Raw genomic sequence first — 19,620 nt, 5'->3', positions numbered from 1 at the left:
AACTGCTACTTGCTTAGATTTTACACACCATATAGTATGTATTCAACTAAAATCTCTTATAATGGATGGTATTAATTAATATTATTCAAATTTATAACAAAATATAGTAAAAATGATTGTTTTTCTCTGTATTTTGTTTAATTATATGGAATAACGTAACATGCGGTTTTAATCTTGTAGAAGCTGAAATTAGTACATAAAATTATATCGGCGATAATTCAAATATATCAGCGATTCTTTCATTTTATCGGCGATTTTCAAATTATATCGACCGATTCTTAACATTTATCAGCGATTATATGTCGAATATCGACTTATCGACATTAAACGACAATCCTTATACATCATACCTTTTAACAAACTATGTCACCAAATGTAATTTTCATATTGGGAGCGTATACAAAAGAAGAATACACATGAAATATTTTTAAAAATCGTAGTTCAGCTTCATATTGAGCTAGCGCATTATCATATGTTAATCCTCTGGCTATTAAACGTTCTACAAATTGTTGCTTATCACCCGGATCACCTGCAATCCCCTCTTCTTTTAATGATTGATACAAATCGTTTTTATCATTGTGATGCATATTTGAATCTAAAAAGTTCACTTTATCGCTTACTCTACATTCAATATTTTTCACACCTAATTCACTTAAATATATCGGTATTTTCATGCCTATATTGCCATCTTTACCATTTCTTTGCGTATCACTTTCAAATAATTTCTGCAAAACACCTAGCTGAATAAATTCCGATTGTTTCTCCCCATCTAGTAAATAAGAAGCCATATTAGAAATCCAATGTGGTTCAAAACAGATTATTTTCCCACCCTTTTTAACTGAATGTATCATTTTTTGTAGCATTGTTTCTGGAGTAGTCATATGTAATAAGAAAGCATGACAGATTGCTATATCGTATTTATCGTTCAGTTCAATTTCTGTAGCATCTCCTTCAAGAAATTCTGAATCATACGGAAGTAAACGAAACAACTCTCTGGCTTCAGCTAATAATGTTTCTCCACTATCAATACCTGTATACTTTGAACCTTCTGGGAGTAATGGCATTAATACTAACCCTAAATAACCATATCCACAACCGTAATCAACGATATGTACAGGCTTAGTAATCTTCCAAACTGTATTTACTAAAAAGCTTACATAATCGTCGTTGTAATATAAATCTCTCGTGTTTTTTAAATATGTTAGTTTATTGTTCCAATCATATGTTTCCAACATCTAACGCCTCCTTTTATATACAAAACTAAAGTTCTCTATAGAATAGTCGTATTCCTACACTTTTCTTAAAATTTCAAAGCAAAAAAGCTAGTGTATTTTTAATAATACACTAGCTTTTTATTTGGAAGAAAAATTTAACAAGTACAATCACAATCAAAACAATCCGTACAGTCTAAATCGTCACAATCTGCTTTTCTCTTTCTTTTGTTTCTTTTAAGATAATAATACAGTAGCCCAAACAATAGTATACAAATAACAAAAGCTATTATTGCTTCTGTATAGTTATTTTGAGTCATAAAACCAATTCCACTTCCGCCTGAAATAAAAATTAGAATTAAGTAAATCCAGAACATCTATGTAAATACCTCCATTACTATATATCTTAAGATAATATCCATATAACACTAGAGGAAATGAATAATCCCATACCATTACCGCTTAATACACCAGTAGTTATTCTTAGCAAATTTGAGCTACTTCTCCATTTCCACTTTTGGGTGAACCCATCGATAAGTAACGGAATTTGAGCGAAAAATGATAGTATGATTGCCGAAAGAAATGAAGGTGTCATATAAAAATAAATTGGAAACATTAAAATACCAATAAGCATGCCTGTACAACGCGCACATAAAGGTATGTACTTTTGTAGTTTAAAAAAACTCCTATCTAATCTTCTATGACAAGGAACTTGTAAAATAAAAGTTCGAATCAATATGAATCACCCTCTCTAAAAAGATTTTAATTGATTTTGCAAAAAAAATATATATCCAATAAAAAAACAAACCAGGTTTATACTAGACCCAGTTTGTCAGTTTACTACTATGTTACATCTCCTCAGGTGCCTCCACCCCAAGTAAACGTAATCCTTCTTTTAATACAACCGTCACAGCATAAACCAATGCGAGTCTGCTGTCTTTTTCTTTGCTCTCTTCTAATATACGAACATTACCGTAATATTTATTGAATGATTGTGCTACATCTAATATATATTTCGAAATAATCGATGGCTCATTTTTATTGAAAGCTGCTCCAATTATTTGCGGGAATTTATTTAGTAATTTTACGACACTCCAGCTATGATCGTCTTTTAAAGCAAATGTACATGTTTCAAATTCTACACTTTCTTTTCTTAAAATAGAACAAGCACGTGCATGTGTGTACTGTACGTAAGGTCCTGTTTCTCCTTCAAATTTCAGCATATTTTCTAATGAGAATTCGATATTATGCATACGCTCATTTTTTAAATCGTGGAAGATGACTGCACCAACACCGACTTGCTTTGCTACTACTTCTTTTTGTTTTAAGTTTGGATTTTTCTCTTCAATATTTTGTTTTGCAAGTTCGATTGCTTCTTCGAGTACTTCTTCAAGTAAAATAACTCTTCCTTTACGTGTCGACATTTTCTTACCATCTTTTAAAATGAAGCCAAACGGTACGTGTTCCATACCATCAACCCAAGTATGGCCAAGTTTTTTTAATACGGTGAAAAATTGATTGAAATGTAAGCTTTGTTCTGGACCAACAACATATAGCGCTTTATCAAACCCATAAGTGTTTTGACGATATAAAGCTGCCGTTAAGTCACGCGTTGCATAAATCGTCGCACCATCTGACTTTCTAATTAAACATGGCGGCATACCTTCTTCTTCTAAATTAACGACTAATGCGCCTTCTGATTCTTCCAGTAAGTCGTGCTCTTCTAAAATCCCAATAAAGTCTTCCATTTTATCATTATAGAAAGCTTCGCCTTGAAAATTAGTAAATTCCACACCGAGAAGTTCATAAATACGAGAAAATTCTTTTAATGATTCGTGACGGAACCAATTCCAAAGTTCAACAGCTTCTTCATCGCCTTCTTCTAGCTTTTTAAACCAAGCACGTCCTTCTTCTTCTAATTCTTCATTCTCTTTTACTTCTGCATGAAACTGAACATATAACTTAAATAACTCACGTATTGGGTCCTCTTTCACTACTTCTTCATTTCCCCATTTTCTATATGCGGTAATTAACTTTCCAAACTGTGTTCCCCAATCTCCAATATAATTGATTCCGACAACTTCATAGCCACATTTTTCGGCGATATGCTTCAATGAATTTCCAATCATTGTAGAACGTAAATGCCCCATTGAAAAAGGTTTCGCGATATTAGGAGAGGAATAATCGATAACTACCGTTTTTTCACATCCAAAGCTATTATGACCGTACTCTTCTTTCTCTGCTAAAATCGTTTTTAATACATCATCACTTACAGTTTCACGATTAAAAAATACATTTACATAAGGACCAACGGCTTCTATTTTCGTAAAAAACGGATCATTGAATTTCTCAGCAACTTCCTTTGCGATAAGAGCTGGTGCTTTTTTATATTGCTTCGCTAATGAAAAGCATGGGAACGCTGCATCTCCAAATTCATCTTGTTTCGGTGTTTCAATTAAATCTAAAATTTGTTTTTGCGTTAATTCATTCGTGAAAATATTAGATAAACTTTCCGCAAACTGCATTTTATAATCCATGATACAACCTCCTTATTTTTTAAAACACAAAAAACTCGTCTCTAAAAAAGAGACGAGTTTTAACCCGTGGTACCACCCTTGTTGTTCGTTACGAACCACTTTCCCGTTTATAACGAGGACAGGGGGCCTCGGCTTTCTCTACTATTCATTCAAGAAGCATCTCCGAAGTGCGCTTCATCTTTTTCTTCCGTACTAGGCTCACACCATCCCTAGCTCGCTTTCCTTCTAAAAAAGACTACTCTCTTCATCACAGACAGTATATTTAATTAATTATTGCTTATTATACATCTTTTCAAACAATTAGCAAGGGTCAATTACACCAAAGTGAAACTTAGCACTTTTTCTTTTGTATACATAAAAATTGTGTTTTTCAAATCTAGAACTACGAAAATGATCTTTTAAAACGACACGTTTTCTCGCCACTCGTTTTGCCTCCGCAATTGTTTCGTCAGTAATATCATGATACAAAGCGAAGTGTTTTAATCCTTTAATTCCATCGGATTCTATGACAGTTTCTTCAAACATCGGATCAAGGTAAACGACATCGTAACTATTGTCTTCACATTGCGCTAAAAATGAAAAATGCTCCGTTTGCTTTACTTGGATTCTTTGCATTGCTTCATCAATTTCAGAAACGGATGAAGACCATGTTTTCAAACCATTTTCCATAATATAAGCCATATACTCATTGCCTTCAAGTCCTGTTACTTTTCCGCTTTCCCCAACAACATAACTAGCTACAATACTATCTGATGCCATCCCGAGCGTACAATCTAACACTGTCATTCCTCTCTCTAATTGCGTGGCTTGTACAAACGGATCGTGTTCTCCACGCATTAACCTTTTCACACGAAACATCGCTGAGTTCGGATGAAAGAAAAACGATTCTTCCGTACCTTTTGGATAAATAGCTAATCGGTTCTTCCCTACGACAAGCACATCTTGTTCATACTGCTCATGTAGCTTATGTACTGGTATGTCATTACGTTGAACGAAAGAAGCATTTAATTCTGCTGCTACCTCGTTTGCATAATCTGTCATTTCTTTGTTCGTTCTTCCTGCTGTTGTTACGATCATTGTTTCACCTCTATATAAAGAAAAGAGGGAGATTTACTCTCCCCCTTCTTTAGCAATTCTTTTCGAAAGCTTGTTCTAAGTTCGTAATAATTTCGTCCATAGTTGCACCTTCAATTTCATGACGGTGAATGAAGTGAACAACTTCTTTTCCTTTTAATAATGCCATAGATGGTGAAGATGGAGGAATTTCTCCGAAGTATTCACGCATTTTTGCAGTAGCATCTTTATCTTGACCTGCGAATACAGTTACAAGATGATCAGGCTGTTTTTCAGCACGAACAACCGCTTGACCTGCTGATGGACGTGCTAAACCAGCTGCACAACCACAAACAGAGTTTACAACTACTAAAGTTGTACCTGATGTATTTTCCATAAATTCTGTTACAGCTTCTTCTGTAGTTAACTCTTCAAACCCAGAACGCACTAACTCTTGGCGCATTGGGATTACCATTTGGCGCATGTATTCTTCATAAGCATTTGACATCTTGTAATCTCTCCTTCAACTTTCATTCCAAATTCATCATATCACGCTCTATTAATAGGTGCAAAAGAAAGATAACGATGATTTCATTTTTTTGTAGGGATTTCACAAACCCCACCGCGGCAATGTCCCACTGGAACAAGTTTTCTATTATTAGCGATATAATCGTATACTTTACTTCCAAAACCAAGTACGATAGATAGCTTTATAAAAGGAACTGCAAACCAATAAGATGGAACGGCCTTTGCTAATACATCTATGCTCTGAATACCGTCATACCACTTATTATTTTTAAAAATATACAGTCTTTGTTCCATCTTACTTTGTAGTTCTTGAGAAAGCTCATACTTCTCAACTACATCTTCATTTCGAAATGAAACAAATTTCATCTTACCCTTTTTATCTAATTTTTTCGTACGTTCTGCAACGGCCGTACACATCGGACACCAACTATCATAGAAAACAATCATACATTATTCCCCTTTACGTGACTCCGTCATTTGTTTCCATACAGAACCTTTTGCTTCTTCTCCGCCTTCAATACGCTCTAATGCTAGACGTGCTTGCATCGCTACTTCAAACTCTGGATCATCTTGCGCTGCTTTTAATGCTGGAATCGCACTTTCATCTCCAAGTTCAAATAAGAACATCGCTGCACGCCAGCGTACTAATTTACTTGGATCTTTCAGAGATTTAATCATAACGAACATCGCTGCCGGATCACCTACATCTGATAAACAATCTCCTGCAGTACGGCGAACACTTACAGAACGATCTAACAACGCTTTATATAATAACGGTAATACTTCATCACCTTTTACCATACCTAAATACGCTGTTGCTAAGCGGCGTATTGAAACTTTTTCATCATCTAACGCCATCTTCAACACTGGAATATCTTCTTCAGTAGGATCCATTTGTTCTAATGCTGCAAAACGGTTTTTCCATTCAGAATCTTTCATCATCTCTTCTGTTACTTTATATGGCTCACGCTTTTGAATCGTTACTTCAACAGCACCCGCTTGATTTAATAATTCTTTAACCGTTTCATTTACACGTTCTTCTGAATAAGCAGCAACAATCTCTTCCACTACTTCTTTCCCAATTTCTTCAAAATTACCGTAACGTGTACTTTGTTCTACCCATTTACGCTCTTTTACAACGTTTGGTGCAGACATTTGTACTTTCATAATTGATTCTTTGAAACGATCTGGTAAGCCAACACGTTCTTCCGTCGTTCCATCTGTTAACTTTACTTGCATTGGAATTGTAAAGAACATTTGAACAAACACTTTCACTTCTCCAAAATGAGCAAGTTGTTGTTCTTCACTTTCTTCCAATACTTCTTCGCCGAAAACAGCACGAACTTGTTGTAATAATACTTTCCAGTCATACTTTGCATTTCGCTCGACTGCTAAAAAGTCGGCTACATGATATACACCTTTAATGCCTTCAATTTTCAAAATTTCTTGCACTTGCATTGGTGCTTGTTCTTTATTTTCATTTGTATAATTATTACGTGCTCCTGATGGTAATACTTCATTCAAAATAACTTTCATTGTATTTGGACTTGGCGTCGGTTCAATTGCTTTAATCTTCACGTAAAAAACTCTCCTTTATTGCATGTTCTTAGCTGTATTGTAACATGTTATCACTCTATACTCCTACTCGGATGCTTAATTTTACTACTTTCTTCCCGCTACCATACTATTTCATTGTTTTTACATTTTAAATTAGGAACGGGATTTTAAAAGCTTTCGTTTCCGATGATTTTTATTTTTTATCCATTTCTTAAGGTACCGCCAGTATTTTTGAAAAAAACACGCTAAGCAAAAAAATATAATAAGCTATCCATATGGATAGCTTATTTACATAATTTTCGTTATTGGTAGCAACAAAAAGGAGGATTCCTTACTCTCAAAAGGAATCCCTTTTTTATTTTCTATCACTCGATTCTTCTTTTTATACATTCCTATCCTGGCATGGGTTTTACGATTCTCGATTGTTACTGGATTAGCCAAAAAACGTTATAAAATTTTGTATACTCTTCACTTGTTTTTTCAAAAAAGCTGGCGGTACTCCTTCTTTAAGTTTATTAAAATACTTTCCACAATTTTTTCCGTAGCTATTACTTCAAATCACCTTTTATTACGATGCCCCCTCCCGCCTTCTCTCCAAAAAGGTAATACTCTCAATCACAACTTCAGTTCTATATATTCTCTTGCCTTGTCCATCATCGTAATTACTAGTCTGAATACGCCCTGTAATCCCAACTAGTGATCCCTTCTTACAATATTCAGTTACATTCTCAGCCGATTTGCGCCAAACGACACAATTAATAAAATCGACTTGTTGTTCACCTAAACTATTTCGAAATCCTCTATTCACCGCAACACATATTCGTGCATAAGCGACACCTTGTTTTGTGTAGTATAATTCTGGCTCCTTTGTCAATCTACCGATTAATACAACTCGATTCATCATAAGTTATACCACCTCACATGTTTTTCTTCATTGTAAGGAGAAATGTTTGAATGGTAAAAAGCACAAAATGATATATCCGTAAGTAAAAAGTATTATTTTAGACCTTACAAAACAAAAAAAGAAACCATACATAGTTCAAACATGTATGGTTTCAAAATTTATTACACTTCAGTACAAGATATGTAATATCCTCCGCGAGCCATCTTTATTTCAGCACGGTACATTGCATTTTCTAAGTAGAAAGTAATCGGTTTAACTTTACTCTCAAATTTTAGTCTTTCATTGCATTCAGTTGCATATCCTTCAATCGCTGAAGTAATAACTTTTGATGATGGATACGTTAAAGCTTCATCTAGTTCTATGAAAAAACTTTTAGAAAATAGTTTTTTCATAATCCCCTTCTTCTCTTTCATCATATTCCATCTCCTTCACTTCAAGTTGCTATCATCCATATTATACCATACATTCAATATATCTTTGAAAATAAAAAAATCCTGCATTTTTCATGCAGGATTTTTTTATTAGTCATTTTTCGTAAAGTACGAAACGAAACGAAGAATTTCTAAGTATAACCATACTAATGTAAGCATTAATCCCATCGCAGTATACCACTCCATATATTTCGGAGCTTGACTACGTACACCATTTTCGATTAAATCGAAATCTAGTAATAAGTTTAATGCAGCAACTACAATAACAACTGCACTAATAATAATACCGATTGTACCACCTTGGTGAATGTATGGAACAGTTACACCAAACATATTTAGTAGAAATACGACTAAATACATAACCATAATTCCAAGTGTTGCTGCCATCACGCCTGTACGGAATTTATCCGTTACTTTTACTACGCGTGTTGCATATAACACTAACATTGCAAATAGAATTGAGATTGTTAGTAATACAGCATTTAAAACGATAGAATCGCCAAATTTCATTGTATAAACTGCTGAAATACTTCCTAACACAACCCCTTCTACCGCTGCATAGATTGGTGCACCAAAAGGTGAAATACGCGGGAAGAACATAGACGCAAATGCGATGATTGCCGCAACGATTAAAGCACCAATTAATACTGGCATCTTCATCGTCCCCTGCATCATCTGTATGTATGAATAGACAGACGTTGCAAGTAGCAAGATAAGCATAATGAACGTTTTGCCTACTGTTCCGCCAATCGTCATCGCAGAAGCACTTGCTCCCTCTTTACGGAATGCCTCTTTTTTCAACATTGGATTAGATGTTCTCATTTTTTCCCTCCTAAAATAGGTTCTACCAATAGTGTAAAGTTTTTCTCTTTACTTTTCAATATATGCAGCTTGTTTTTATTTTAATCCTTCAACGATGTCTGATAGTTCACTCCATCTTTCCATCTTTTTTTCTAGCTCTTCTTCTGTTTTCTGCTGTGCTTCAGATAATTCTTGTGCCTTTGTGAAGTCAGATCCAACTTTCGCAAGTTCTTCTCCAATTGACTCAATTTTCTCTTCAAGTTCGGCAATTGTATCTTCAATCGTTTCCCATTCACGCTGTTCATTGTATGAAAGTTTACGTTTACGTTGTTGTTTTGGAGCTTCTTCTACAACTTTTTTCTCTTTTTGAACTTCCGCTTTCTCCATAAGTTCTCTCGTTTTTTCCATTTCTAAATAATCTGTATAACTACCTAGAAACTCACGCACTTCGCCTCCGCCAGTAAAGATGAACAGTTCATCTACTACTTTATCTAAGAAGTAACGGTCATGCGATACAGTTAAAACGACACCTGGGAAATCTTCTAAATAATCTTCTAGTACTGTTAATGTTTGTGTATCTAGATCGTTCGTAGGTTCATCAAGTAAAAGTACGTTTGGTTCTCCCATTAAAATACGTAATAAATATAAACGTCTTCTTTCACCACCAGATAGTTTACCAAGTGGTGTACCATGTGAATGCGTCGGGAATAAGAAACGTTCTAACATTTGAGATGCACCAATTACTTTTCCATCTGTCGTATGAATAACTTCTGCAATCTCTTTAATGTATTCAATCATACGCTGATTTAAATTCATCTCTTCATTTTCTTGCGTATAATAAGCAACTTTTACAGTTTGTCCTACTTCCACTTCACCACTATCAGGAGATAACTTACCTGCAAGCATATTTAATAGGGAAGATTTCCCACTTCCATTCGCCCCAATAATTCCGATACGATCACCCGGTTTCACAATATGATTAAAATTATGTAATACCGTCTTATCGCCAAATTTTTTCGTTACATCTTTTAACTCAAGTACTTTCTTTCCTAGACGACTTCCGCTTAGTGCAATATCAACTGACTGTTTTGCAGCTGGTCCTTCTTGTGCCTTTAGCTCATCAAAACGCTGAATACGCGCCTTTTGTTTCGTAGAACGAGCTTTTGCACCACGACGAATCCAAGCAAGTTCACGACGATATAAATTTTGGCGTTTCGATTCTTGTGCCAATTCTTGCTCTTCACGAAGTGCTTTCGCTTCTAAAAATGTACTATAGTTTCCTTCGTAGCTATATAGTTTACCATTATCTAATTCAAAAATACGATTCGTCACACGATCTAAGAAATAACGATCATGGGTTACAAGTAATACAGAACCTGTATATCTCGCTAAATATTCTTCTAACCATTCAACTGTCTCGTGGTCAAGATGGTTCGTAGGCTCGTCTAAAATTAATAAATCCGGTGTTTCAATAAAACATTGTGCCATTGCGATACGTTTTTTCTGTCCACCAGATAAATTCCCAACAATTGCAGTGAAGTCCGTAATTCCTAATTTCGTTAAAAGAGATTTCGCATTTGCATTTGCTTCCCATGCACTCATTGCATCCATACGTTGCTGCACTGCAAATAATTGTTCCTGCACTTTTTCATTACTTGGATCTTTTTCAATATTTAATAGTGCTTTTTCATAATCACGAAGAAGACGAATTAAAGGTGTATCACCATGGAACACTTGCTCTAATACTGTCAGTTTTTCATCAAACTCTGGTTGCTGTGATAAATAACTAATTGTATACCCTCGTGAATGCTTCATATCACCTGTATCAGGAGTTTCTAATCCCGCAATAATTTTTAATAATGTCGATTTACCTGTTCCGTTTACACCAATAATTCCGACACGTTGTCCTTCTGTAATACTACATGATAATCCATCAAATAACGGCTTTTCTCCATATGATTTTGATAAGTTCTCCACAGTTAACATTTTCATATTTGTGCATTCCACTCTTTCATAAATTGTTCAATAAACTGTTCCATATAAAGATGACGAATTTCAGCCTCTTGTTTTGCTGCATTCGTATTCATTAAATCTTTTAATTTCAAAAGTTTTTCATAAAAATGATTTAAAGATGGATCATTATTTTTTCTATACTCTTCTTTCGTCATTTCTTCACGCGGTGGAATAGTTGGGTCATACATTAATCTCCCTTTCACCCCGCCATATGCAAATGTACGAGCAATTCCTATTGCACCAAGAGCATCTAAACGATCCGCATCTTGAACAATTTTCCCTTCAAGTGACTCTACTGTGCCGCCATGGCCACCTTTATAAGACATATTGGCGATGATATGAAGAATATGTTTACTTTCCTCTTCTTCAACACGTAGCTCTTCTAACCAATCAGAAACTTTTTTCATTCCTGCTTCTTCACTTTCATTTAGCTTTTCATCTGCCACATCGTGAAGTAATGCTGCCATTTCAATTATAAAACGATTTCCACCTTCTTGCTCAGATAAAGAAATCGCCATTTTATGTACACGTTCAATATGATACCAATCATGCCCACTCGCATCTTTTTCTAAAATATGTTTTACAAAAGTAATTGTTTTTTGAATTTTTTCTTGTTTTGTCATTTTATCTTCACCCAGTTACTTATTGTAACACGCCCGCATTTTTTCATCACATATTTTCTTGTCCGCCCATACACTAGGTGGTAGGCATCATCATGAAGGAGGAATAAACATGTTCTATAATAATCAGCCGCCTTATCCAAGGCAACCATTGTATCCTCAACAACAAGAACAGAGATACACAGAACAATACGAAGAACAATACGAAGAACAAGAGTTACAACAGCAAGAACCACAATATGACGAAAACCCATATGCAACAACGCAAAACCAAGAAACTGAATTTCAACAAAATCCATATGACACACGTCCAAATTATGAATATCCTCAAAATCCATATGCAGCACCACAAAATCAAGAACAGCGATATCCTCAAAATCCATATGTAATACCACAAAACCAAGAACAACAATATCCACAAAATCCATATGTAGCACCACAAAACCAAGAACAACAATATCCACAAAATCCATATGTAGCACCACAAAACCCATACACAACTCAGCCACAACAACCGCAATATCAACAACAAATGTATCAACCAAACTACGACGCACGTGTCTCACCACCTAAACCACCAACAATAGATCCAACTCAACCACAAATTTTACCGCCCGGACCAACACTAGACATTACACAACCACAAATCTTACCACCTGGACCAATTACTGAACCAACACAACAACAAATTCAACAAGTTGTCGGTACACAATTTTTACCTTTCAAGAAACCTGTACTAGATTTCGTAAAACCATGGGTAGATTACGGTTTAAATGAAGCAAAACATACATCACACGAACACGCATTAACAGAAGTTGCTGCGATTATGTTTTTAGTTGGTAAAGGCTTCAATCCGACGATTGCACATTATATCGTTGAATCTTGGGAGAAGAATGAGCAGTTTTAGGGTTGTTTATTTGATAAAATATAAAAAACACAAAAGTGCCAAACCCCTTATACCACAAGGGTTTTGGTACTTTTTAATATCTAAAACAAATTTTATTGAAATAATTATTTTTATAGATTTTCATACTTTTTTATATAGTACGTGAACATATACAGTACAAAAATACACCTTTGTATACACATTTTTAGAAACATCTTACGTTTATCAAACAATAACCAAAAGACGTACCTGCAACCTCATCATATAAATAATAGATATTAAAAAGAGGACACTATAAGCGCCCTCTTCCTTAGGTTTTAAATATGTTCTCCATGATCCATAAACACTTCAATTGCTTCGTTTTGTGGTATGTCTTTTGCATTAGTAAGACCAAAAGTAAAAACAGCGGATAACATCATCATTAATAAGATTGCTTTTTTCATTTTAGCGCCCTTCTTTCTATGCTCTTTTTGTCTGCATCTAAAGCGATGTGCAAATACTTGCTTGCTTTTCTATGATTTTCTGAACCATAGAATATTTCACCTAAAAGAGAAGCATATTCTTTTACCCAATCATATAATTCTTCTTTTTCAAAATACGAAATACCTTCTATAACCACATTTTCTAATTCTTCTTGCGGTACATAGTTATGTACTGCTTTTAAAATTCGGAAATGATGACGATAACATAAGTCGCTAATCTTATAGCCATTCTCAATATATTCATTAGCGATATGACTATAACCTAACTTAAAATGTTCTCTTGCTAAAAGAAACATAGTTTTAGCGTTATTTTCTAATGAATCCTCTAAGTGTTTAATTGCTAACTCTGGCATGTTTTGACTTGCGTATAAAAGTCCTAAATTATGCTTAACTCGTTTAATAAGAAGTTCATCATTAGATTTTTGGAAGGTACCTAGTGCTGAAAGTAAATATTCCTCTGCACTTTCGAATTCATTTAGTCGAATGTGTGCCATTCCTAAAGTATTTAAGCATGCTGCAGTTTTTAATTCATACCCTGGACTAATTGAAAATACTTCATTCGCCTTTGTAGCAAATTGAACTGCTAGGATCGGTTTTAATACGTGATAGTAATGGACTGCAAGCCAATAATTAAATTCAGCTTTTTCAATTTCATCATGCATGTACTCTAAAAACGTTTCAGCTTTTTCAAATTGCATTCTTGCTTCACTATGGTTTGCTTTATTAATAGCGTAAATTGCTTTAAATAAATGATGATAGTACTCTAAAAATGTTTCTGTAGACTCTGGTAAAGGCTCGATTTTGTCCAGAATATCTTTTGTACTATCCATATCCCGAATTAGCAGTTTATACCGTGCATTCAATAAAGCGTAGTAGACTAATATTGTTTGGTCTTCCTTAATATTATTGATTTTATTTGCAATATCTTCTTTTATTTTCTGAGACTGTAATACACGTTGTGAAATCATAGCTTGATACCAGTCGTTTAATAATTTTGTGATTTCTTCTTTAGAAATAATGTCAACACTCATCTACTTCTACCCCCTTTTGTTAAATGTTATCATGACATGCTTGTTTGCATAAATAAGTTTTTGAATATTCTAACTTGAAAAAATTATTTTTGAATATTCATGTTAACAAAATGGTCCCATTTCAAACCAAAAAAGAACACACGTTTGTTTGTAGTGGAGTTAAAAAAACAAAAGTGAGGTATTACATCATGGAATATAACGGCTTTCCTGTAGTACGTGGAAGAGGTATGGTGAAATGGAATCCGTTTGCTTCAATACCGGAGCAATACGAGGAAATACATAGAATGTTTGAGGAACAATATAAAGTACCTAAACCTTTTTTAACACAAGATACTATGGAACGAATAGAAAGAGCGTTAATGCAATCTTTTCACGAGGAAGAAGAAATACATATCTCATACTATCGTGATGGAATGGTGCAAGACATGTACATAAATGTATTACATATTGAACCGATGACGAAAACTATATATTGTACAGATGCTTTTGGTTTGAATACTAAGTTTAAGTTTGATGAATTGGTGAATATAAATTAAAAGAAGCCGCCCGACAGGACTGAAGTGCACCCCAATTGTTAGACACAGCCTAACAATTGGGGTGCACTTCACATATATAGGTGGCTTTTGTACGACAAAAAAAGAGCTCTGCTATACAGCAGAGCAAAAGAAAAATATATAACCCTATAAAAATAATACAAATTATTGATACTTTCAAAAGACGAAATTTAAATTTCCATCACAATAATACCTATGTTTAAGTATGAAACATTCTACCTTCCCTATAGCTATGAATATTCTTATTTTAGAATTCCATAGTATCCAAATAGCTCCTTGAGAAATACCTCAATACCGAACTTCTTCAAAGAATCTTTTCTTTATTCAAAGAGAAGTTCTAAAACTTTTTTCTTATCTTTGTCTCTTCCATAATGAATCAACCTATGACAGTTCGGACATATACTAGCTATATTTCCAACAACATCTAAACTATTTTCAAAATCATGTTGCATTCTTAACGGTATTAGATGATGGGCCTCCATATAATTTTTTCGGCTGGCTTCCGATACAAATGTTTCATGTGTGTCATCTATTTCACATTTAAATTCTGCCTGTTTAATAGCTTGTTTAGCTTTTTTCGGATCACGAGGCCATACTTCCCTACCAGATTCCATTTTAGTTTTTTTCGATTTTCCGATTTCTCTTCTTCTGCAATCTTTACTTTACTAAAATCCGAATCAATATTAGTAAATCCTTGTGGTGTATGGTTCAATTTGTAGCCAAAGAAAGCTGCGAATTTGATTGCTTTAATGTTTACAGGTTTTAGGTCCTTAATAAAATAGATGTATTCCCAAGTTTCATCATTATCGTTTGTTTTCTAAATTTTTCTAGCCACATCTGGGTTATGAGTCTTAGCAAAAATTGTCCCGAAAAACTTAAATTCCCCTTTAGAATATGCTAAAATCCCGTCACCCTCTTTTAACTTTTCCCATCTATCAACATTTGAAGAACCAGGAGTTGCTCCCCACATACATACATTCTCATGTAATTCATTATCTTTAAGTTTAGTTACTGTATCGGCATCTAAATCTGCTAAACATGTAGAAATAGGATATGTTTTTTCAATAGTAGCTTCCAAATTTTTTATAGCACTATCTTTACTTGCAGTAAAAAGATATAACATATTTAATTCCACCTTTTTTAAATTTCATTATATTTCTTTTTAGAGTCTCGAGATTTCTCTACTGGATATTTTTTATTATTTTTTCTATTTTGTTTATAATAATCTCTTCTAAGTCAATATCCAATTGATCTGCCAACTCATCTTTCATGTCTTCTTTTTTTGTTTCTACAGCTTCCTCACTGCTTTTCCACTGAAAATTCTCCAACAACTCACTCGCCTCTAAAGAAAGAGAAATAGCTAAATCTTTAGGATTGTGGAACTGCTTCCAGTTCCTATCATCCCGAAATTTTAGGACTTTCTCTAAAATAGTTTGATTCATTTTTTGAATCCCCCAGTTACTTTTCATTGGTAAACTCTTCTATTTATCAGGTAAACTATCATAAAAACGTTCAATGGCCGCTACTAAAACTAAATCTTCTAAATGAGCAGTTTTAGGGTTGTTTATTTTTAAAAACATCAAAAATGCCAAATCCCTTATATCACAAAGGATTTGGCATTTTTAAGTATCTAGAACACACGCTAAATTTAAGGAGAAATTAACAGACATGAGTCCGGTATAATGCCGTGTCCACACCCAAGGATCGGTTACATAAAATAACGTATCTAACATGGGAAGTCTATTGGTCTTTTCCCCTTATAGTAACACTCTCTTCTACTAAGACCTTTTCTTTCTAGGGCCTACAATTAATTTAATCGCTGTTCTTTCTTCATTATTGATAGAAATCTCTTGAAATGCTGGTACGAAGGCTAAGTCAATACCACTTGGAGCGACGAACCCTCTTGCAATCGCAATTGCTTTAATCGCTTGATTTATAGCTCCAGCCCCAATCGCTTGAATTTCCACATTACCACTTGTTCTTAGTACACCCGCTATTGCACCCGCGACTGAATTTGGGCTTGATTTTGAAGATACCTTTAATATATTTTCCATGTAAGTTGCTCCCTCTATTATTTAATCTCTCTTTCGTTACAATTTTAAATATTTTAGCGTATCTTTAATTACTATTCACACCACAAACAAACGATGCTTCATATGTACATTATTCTATATTTTCTGACTTCTTCCTGCTCAGCTACGCAAATAAAAAAATAAACTGAATAACCTAATATACATACAGTTAAATGTCATAACTTCACCAAATGATAACATCCATACAGCTAAAGATAATATTGCTGTTTTGTCAGACTAAATAAATATAGTAAATTGAAATTTTAATGAGTGGGGGTTTTGTTCATCCCCCACCTAACTTCTTTGCTTTCGCTGAATTTTGAGATGGGAGTCTTACTGCTCGGAAAATAGCGGGATAAACGTTTCCTCGTTACTTCAATCTATTTAGAAATTCCATTTATTTTTCTATCAAATTATGAACCTTATCATCTTCAAAAGGTGTTACAGGTAATACCCAAATACTACATTTCATCATTTGACCACTTTATATTCCACATCTATCTCCTTTTATAGTACAAGCATACACGCCAATTGTGATTCATCTTCATAAACTACTATGTTGTTTAAATTTATTAAGAATAGGAGGTAATATATTGGGTTCATACTATCATTCTTCAAACTCGTATAAAAAATGCTCATGCAAATCTTCTTCCAATTCAAATAAAAAATGTTCATGTGACCATTCACATAAACGAAGCTGTCCTGCATACGGAACTTTTTGGCAAACTGAATTTATAACTGTTCCTTTTGGCGATCCTTTTCCATTTAATCACGTTGGACCTTTAGCAGGAGGCGTTTCCTTACTAAATCCCACTACTATACACTTTAGACAAGCTGGTGATTATAGAGTTTCGTTCATTTCCAGTATTAATACTACTTTAAATCCTGTATTTCCACATATCCCAGTCATAACCATATTTTTAAATAACAATCCACTTGCTAATAGTCAAGGTGACTTCGCTATTCAAATGAATACTTCATCAAATAACGAATGTCTTCAACTCGTTGGCGAAACGATTGTTACAGTGCCTGCTAATTCAACTCTTCAACTTAGAAATAATAGTGGTTTTAATCGTCAAAGTATTGTAACTTGTGACAATGGTATAAATTCAGTTGAATTAACAGTTACAAAACTAAGTTAATATTATTTCTTTACATTCAGATGCTATTTCAGCATCTTTTTTTATTGAATAACAGTTTTCTTCGACTTTTATTATCTTTCATCACGCAAAAAAAGTGCAGAATTCTTTCTAACACAAGATTTCTGCACTTTTTTATTATGCTTATTTATTCTTCCTTATTTCTCTACATAAACCGACTTAACAATCGTACGATTATATGGTTTTCCTTCTTTATTCATCCCTTTTATATCCATCGTAACGTTATATACTCCCGGTTGTTTTATATCTTTCAAAGCACCTGAAAATGTATTCGTATGAACATTTTGTAATTCATTAAATTCAGAGACTAACTTACCTTCTTTATTAACGACTCTTACTGTTATGGAAAGATCCCCTTTCATTTCAGGTGCTACAGGTGATTTTTTGAGTTTATACTCAAGTTTATTTACTTTAACTTTTGTAGGCATTCGAAGAACAAATGGTGCGTCATCCTTGTAATCGCTTACAACTAAATATGCATCTTTCGACTGCTTCGCCATCATTTTGATTTTCCATTCGCCTACTTCCAATTTATCAAACTTAAATGTTCTAATTGTCGCCCCATTAAAGAAAGATTCGCCTTCACCAGTAGTTATAGCGCTATCTTTATTTGCATAGATTTTTCCTTTTGGAGATACCATTTGTACTTCTACATCAGAAGAAGCAGTTAGTACAGAAACTATTCCTTCAGCCTTTTTATCAACAGAAATACTTTGCTCTATCCACTGATTTTGTGGTAATTCGCCTCCTAAAATATTTTGATTTGAAGTTGTATTTAATTGTTCTAGATTTTCATTTGAACTATTGCTGGGTGCTACTAAAGCTGGTAATCCCACATTTGTCGTACGTAAATATGGTTCAATTCGTGCAAAAACAGCTGATCCTTTTCTTATATTGTCATGATCAAATCTGGAATCTGTAAATAAATGTGTACCGTACGATAGCTTCGCACTCCATTCATTTACTAGTCCGTCATTTGAACCGTACGATGATAAATATAACCCGCCCATAGATAATGCAGAAAATGTTGGTCCCCAGCTAGTTCCAGTAGCCGTATAGTAACGGTTTAATCTAGCTGCTGGGTTGTTATCTATTATTGAACGAAACTTTGCCATTTCACCTATTTGTAACGAATACGTACCATCATCTTTTTGACCTAATATAGAAGCAAGCCACCCTGCCCACCAACTATATGACAAATCTGCTAAATTTGAGCCGTGATGCGGTGTAGCAAGTGTAATAACATTTCCAACAAATCGATTCGCATCATATTCAACTAATGCGGCTTGTGTATCAATACCACCTTTACTATGCGCTACAATATTAACTTTTTTACCGAAATGATTATATATCTCTTCAAGTTTTTGTGCTAACAATTTTCCATTATCCCACTGACTAGCCGAACCTTTCCCCGCAGCATCATACAATTGTATAAACACTGTTTGATAGCCTGCTTTTAAAGCATAATCATACATATCATTTATATCATGATATACTGTCTTTCCATACCAACTATCAGCATTACCATTTCTTCCTTGTACAAAGAGAATTGGCGGTTTATTCTCATCATAATTAGCAGGTTTTTGGCCTAAAAACCATTCTCCAGGTGTGAATACTTCTGTATCAGGAAACCCCTTTCCAAGCTCTTTTACAACTTCTGCCTGTACATTTGTGCTAATCGTTGGAGCCATGATAAAAAATACAATTAGTAAGGCCACACATCTTCTCATCAGTCGCATATTACTCCCCCTATTTTTTTGAAAGAAGGTGTTCTTTATAA

Annotated in this window: 23 protein-coding genes and 1 other annotated feature; of the genes, 3 read left to right on the top strand and 20 right to left on the bottom strand. The window is 34.2% G+C overall.

Going from position 1 to position 19,620, the window contains the following annotated elements:
- Positions 1 to 353: 353 nt before the first annotated feature.
- The 13 genes from ACS2QP_RS05255 to ACS2QP_RS05195 all read right to left on the bottom strand — a co-directional run bounded on the left by ACS2QP_RS05255 (position 354) and on the right by ACS2QP_RS05195 (position 11,658).
- Positions 354 to 1,232, bottom strand: coding sequence for a class I SAM-dependent methyltransferase (locus ACS2QP_RS05255; RefSeq protein ID WP_153582329.1), 879 nt, complete (start codon positions 1,230 to 1,232; stop codon positions 354 to 356).
- A 137-nt stretch (positions 1,233 to 1,369) separates the two neighbouring features.
- Positions 1,370 to 1,588, bottom strand: a complete 219-nt coding sequence (locus ACS2QP_RS05250; protein WP_000498606.1) for a hypothetical protein — start codon at positions 1,586 to 1,588, stop codon at positions 1,370 to 1,372.
- 29 nt (positions 1,589 to 1,617) lie between these two features.
- Positions 1,618 to 1,947: a DUF2085 domain-containing protein gene (locus tag ACS2QP_RS05245; RefSeq protein WP_438882187.1), complete on the bottom strand. Its 330-nt coding sequence runs from the start codon at positions 1,945 to 1,947 to the stop codon at positions 1,618 to 1,620.
- Between the two features lie 112 nt (positions 1,948 to 2,059).
- A complete protein-coding gene (gene argS / locus ACS2QP_RS05240; RefSeq protein WP_438882186.1) occupies positions 2,060 to 3,748 on the bottom strand; it encodes an arginine--tRNA ligase in 1,689 nt (562 codons plus the stop codon).
- A 45-nt stretch (positions 3,749 to 3,793) separates the two neighbouring features.
- Positions 3,794 to 4,008 (bottom strand) — a binding site (T-box leader).
- Between the two features lie 40 nt (positions 4,009 to 4,048).
- The gene (locus ACS2QP_RS05235; RefSeq protein ID WP_438882185.1) at positions 4,049 to 4,825 is read right to left on the bottom strand and encodes a class I SAM-dependent methyltransferase; all 777 of its coding nucleotides are present in this window, start codon (positions 4,823 to 4,825) and stop codon (positions 4,049 to 4,051) included.
- Between the two features lie 49 nt (positions 4,826 to 4,874).
- Complete coding sequence (locus ACS2QP_RS05230) at positions 4,875 to 5,309, bottom strand: BrxA/BrxB family bacilliredoxin (RefSeq protein ID WP_000063706.1); 435 nt, start codon at positions 5,307 to 5,309, stop codon at positions 4,875 to 4,877.
- Between the two features lie 83 nt (positions 5,310 to 5,392).
- Positions 5,393 to 5,776 (bottom strand): thiol-disulfide oxidoreductase DCC family protein, encoded by a 384-nt coding sequence (locus tag ACS2QP_RS05225; RefSeq protein WP_000634884.1) that lies wholly within the window; start codon positions 5,774 to 5,776, stop codon positions 5,393 to 5,395.
- 3 nt (positions 5,777 to 5,779) lie between these two features.
- Complete coding sequence (locus ACS2QP_RS05220) at positions 5,780 to 6,907, bottom strand: conserved virulence factor C family protein (RefSeq protein ID WP_438882184.1); 1,128 nt, start codon at positions 6,905 to 6,907, stop codon at positions 5,780 to 5,782.
- A gap of 547 nt (positions 6,908 to 7,454) precedes the next feature.
- Positions 7,455 to 7,790: a single-stranded DNA-binding protein gene (locus tag ACS2QP_RS05215; protein ID WP_098390433.1), complete on the bottom strand. Its 336-nt coding sequence runs from the start codon at positions 7,788 to 7,790 to the stop codon at positions 7,455 to 7,457.
- 161 nt (positions 7,791 to 7,951) lie between these two features.
- Positions 7,952 to 8,206 (bottom strand): DUF4318 domain-containing protein, encoded by a 255-nt coding sequence (locus tag ACS2QP_RS05210; protein WP_000975138.1) that lies wholly within the window; start codon positions 8,204 to 8,206, stop codon positions 7,952 to 7,954.
- 105 nt (positions 8,207 to 8,311) lie between these two features.
- A complete protein-coding gene (locus tag ACS2QP_RS05205) occupies positions 8,312 to 9,043 on the bottom strand; it encodes a Bax inhibitor-1/YccA family protein (RefSeq protein ID WP_001260655.1) in 732 nt (243 codons plus the stop codon).
- Positions 9,044 to 9,118: 75 nt separating this feature from the next.
- Positions 9,119 to 11,014 (bottom strand): ABC-F family ATP-binding cassette domain-containing protein, encoded by a 1,896-nt coding sequence (locus tag ACS2QP_RS05200; RefSeq protein ID WP_326263441.1) that lies wholly within the window; start codon positions 11,012 to 11,014, stop codon positions 9,119 to 9,121.
- Positions 11,011 to 11,658 (bottom strand): HD domain-containing protein, encoded by a 648-nt coding sequence (locus ACS2QP_RS05195; protein WP_326263440.1) that lies wholly within the window; start codon positions 11,656 to 11,658, stop codon positions 11,011 to 11,013. The genes ACS2QP_RS05200 and ACS2QP_RS05195 overlap by 4 nt, the downstream gene beginning before the upstream one ends.
- Positions 11,659 to 11,767: 109 nt before the next feature.
- Between ACS2QP_RS05195 and ACS2QP_RS05190 the strand changes: the two genes are divergently transcribed.
- A complete protein-coding gene (locus ACS2QP_RS05190) occupies positions 11,768 to 12,562 on the top strand; it encodes a hypothetical protein (protein WP_438882183.1) in 795 nt (264 codons plus the stop codon).
- 296 nt (positions 12,563 to 12,858) lie between these two features.
- On the opposite strand, the gene ACS2QP_RS05185 is transcribed toward ACS2QP_RS05190, so the two are convergent.
- Both ACS2QP_RS05185 and ACS2QP_RS05180 read right to left on the bottom strand, forming a co-directional pair.
- Positions 12,859 to 12,984, bottom strand: coding sequence for an aspartate phosphatase (locus ACS2QP_RS05185; protein ID WP_000709201.1), 126 nt, complete (start codon positions 12,982 to 12,984; stop codon positions 12,859 to 12,861).
- A complete protein-coding gene (locus ACS2QP_RS05180) occupies positions 12,981 to 14,054 on the bottom strand; it encodes a tetratricopeptide repeat protein (RefSeq protein WP_000109855.1) in 1,074 nt (357 codons plus the stop codon). Before ACS2QP_RS05180 ends, ACS2QP_RS05185 begins: the two co-directional genes overlap by 4 nt.
- Before the next feature lie 188 nt (positions 14,055 to 14,242).
- Here ACS2QP_RS05180 and ACS2QP_RS05175 point away from each other — a divergent pair, with 188 nt between their 5' ends.
- Positions 14,243 to 14,590 carry a YolD-like family protein gene (locus ACS2QP_RS05175; protein WP_000456182.1) on the top strand — a complete coding sequence of 116 codons (348 nt, stop codon included), beginning with the start codon at positions 14,243 to 14,245 and terminating at the stop codon, positions 14,588 to 14,590.
- A gap of 338 nt (positions 14,591 to 14,928) precedes the next feature.
- Here ACS2QP_RS05175 and ACS2QP_RS05170 read toward each other — a convergent pair whose 3' ends face one another.
- The 4 genes from ACS2QP_RS05170 to ACS2QP_RS05155 all read right to left on the bottom strand — a co-directional run bounded on the left by ACS2QP_RS05170 (position 14,929) and on the right by ACS2QP_RS05155 (position 16,662).
- Positions 14,929 to 15,222: an HNH endonuclease gene (locus ACS2QP_RS05170; protein WP_326264295.1), complete on the bottom strand. Its 294-nt coding sequence runs from the start codon at positions 15,220 to 15,222 to the stop codon at positions 14,929 to 14,931.
- 203 nt (positions 15,223 to 15,425) lie between these two features.
- Complete coding sequence (locus ACS2QP_RS05165) at positions 15,426 to 15,731, bottom strand: hypothetical protein (protein WP_000966109.1); 306 nt, start codon at positions 15,729 to 15,731, stop codon at positions 15,426 to 15,428.
- A gap of 58 nt (positions 15,732 to 15,789) precedes the next feature.
- Entirely contained in the window at positions 15,790 to 16,077 is a 288-nt protein-coding gene (locus tag ACS2QP_RS05160; RefSeq protein ID WP_002025705.1) for a hypothetical protein, read from the bottom strand.
- A 309-nt stretch (positions 16,078 to 16,386) separates the two neighbouring features.
- Entirely contained in the window at positions 16,387 to 16,662 is a 276-nt protein-coding gene (locus ACS2QP_RS05155) for a stage V sporulation protein S (protein WP_000427801.1), read from the bottom strand.
- Positions 16,663 to 17,273: 611 nt separating this feature from the next.
- Here ACS2QP_RS05155 and ACS2QP_RS05150 point away from each other — a divergent pair.
- Entirely contained in the window at positions 17,274 to 17,822 is a 549-nt protein-coding gene (locus ACS2QP_RS05150; protein WP_119683258.1) for a preprotein translocase, read from the top strand.
- 155 nt (positions 17,823 to 17,977) lie between these two features.
- Here ACS2QP_RS05150 and ACS2QP_RS05145 read toward each other — a convergent pair whose 3' ends face one another.
- Entirely contained in the window at positions 17,978 to 19,579 is a 1,602-nt protein-coding gene (locus ACS2QP_RS05145; RefSeq protein ID WP_438882182.1) for an esterase/lipase family protein, read from the bottom strand.
- Positions 19,580 to 19,620 lie beyond the last annotated feature (41 nt).

This window comes from Bacillus cereus group sp. Bce019 (assembly GCF_051781745.1).
Lineage (GTDB): Bacteria > Bacillota > Bacilli > Bacillales > Bacillaceae_G > Bacillus_A > Bacillus_A cereus.
The sequence above is the reverse complement of the archived record's forward strand: the minus strand, read 5'-3'. Positions and strand labels throughout refer to the sequence as shown.